Genomic DNA, 1,365 nt, shown 5'->3' on the forward strand with positions numbered 1-1,365 from the left:
CGCCTGCTTACACTGTGATTCCTTCAAAATATCTCAACGAAATTTCCCGACACCTGTTTAAGCTATCTTGCTGATATTTCTGTTTTTCGATTTTTGCCGGCGCGATGCCGGCGACGTTGGCCAGCTGCCCCGTGCGCGATACTGAGATCAGTTTCTTTGAACAAAAAAAACCGCCTTTCGGCGGTCAGTATTCAGTAGCTGGAACGGTAGTCTCTCCCCCGATTCCAGCGGTCTTGCCAGTGTTCGAGGAATGATTCAGCGAGCTTAGGCATGTTCCAGATCACCACCGCATTCTCCGAGTTTTTCGTTTCGGCCGCTTTGGTGAAATTAAAGCTGCCAGTTTCAACGGTCACATTATCCACGATGATCACCTTGTCATGCTGGATAGGGAAATCACTGTCAGTACGCAAAGGGATGCCGCTGTTCGCTATGTAGTTCATGGCCGCAATGCTGGCGCGCCCCGTATTGCCCCTTTCATCAATTACGATTTTCACATCAACTCCCCGTTTTTTGGCTGCTACCAGTGCCTTCATAATATCCGGGGCGGTAAAAGAATAAGCCATCATCCGTATCGAGGTTTTTGCGGAGTCAATGGCGCTCAGGACGAGAACGCGGGCGCTTCCTTCAGGCGAGTAGCCAACCTGAACGGATGGTTCCACCGCAAAGGCGGGCAGGGCGGCTGTCGTAAATGCTGCGGCCAGAAGCCAGGTTGCTAAGTTTTTCATTACAGGCTCCCGTTCACACACTGCATTTTATATTCAGGGTCAAAATAAATTTCTTTGATTTTCCGCTTTTCCATATGCACCACAACGTCAATGGTGGAGTAGAGCATTCGCATAATATCGCTCATATCGAGCATACGGCCGATAGGGGTCGCCTTGATAAGCAGCCCAATACGGTTAAAGGCATCGCGCGCAGAGTTAGCGTGCGTTGACATAACACCGCCTGGATGGCCGGTATTAAGTGCTTTAAGATAATCCCACGCAGCATCATCCCTAAGCTCAGTCATGATGATACGGCCCGGTGTCAGACGCATACAGGCTCGCAGGGCATCAGTGGCGCTGACGCGGCCGATCTTTCCTGCATCGCCGTACATCATATAAACGGCTTCTACAACGTGATCGACCGTGACTTCGTGAACGTCCTCTAAAATAATTACACGCTCGTCTTTATGTAGCGATTTTAACAGCGCGCGCGTGAGTACCGTTTTCCCCGACCCGGTTTCACCGCAGATCACGATAGTGCGTTTCTTCTCAACGGCGGTTTGCAGGAATGCGGGCCATTTTTCGCTGCTGTGCAGCTCTTTAAGGAAAAAATCATCATCCGTTAGGCTTTGCTTGCTGCCGGTAATCTTCCGGCAGTCAC

2 protein-coding genes are annotated in these 1,365 nt (G+C 50.6%); both read right to left on the minus strand.

Going from position 1 to position 1,365, the window contains the following annotated elements:
- Positions 1 to 191 precede the first annotated feature (191 nt).
- Positions 192 to 725: a phospholipase D family nuclease gene (locus tag LZP96_RS23850; protein WP_000792636.1), complete on the minus strand. Its 534-nt coding sequence runs from the start codon at positions 723 to 725 to the stop codon at positions 192 to 194.
- Positions 725 to 1,365: CpaF/VirB11 family protein (locus tag LZP96_RS23855; RefSeq protein WP_032143751.1), on the minus strand; the 641-nt coding region annotated here is incomplete at its 5' end. The genes LZP96_RS23855 and LZP96_RS23850, both read right to left, overlap by 1 nt.

Origin of the sequence: Huaxiibacter chinensis (assembly GCF_022171985.1) — a bacterium.
GTDB classification, from domain to species: Bacteria; Pseudomonadota; Gammaproteobacteria; order Enterobacterales; family Enterobacteriaceae; genus Enterobacter; species Enterobacter chinensis_A.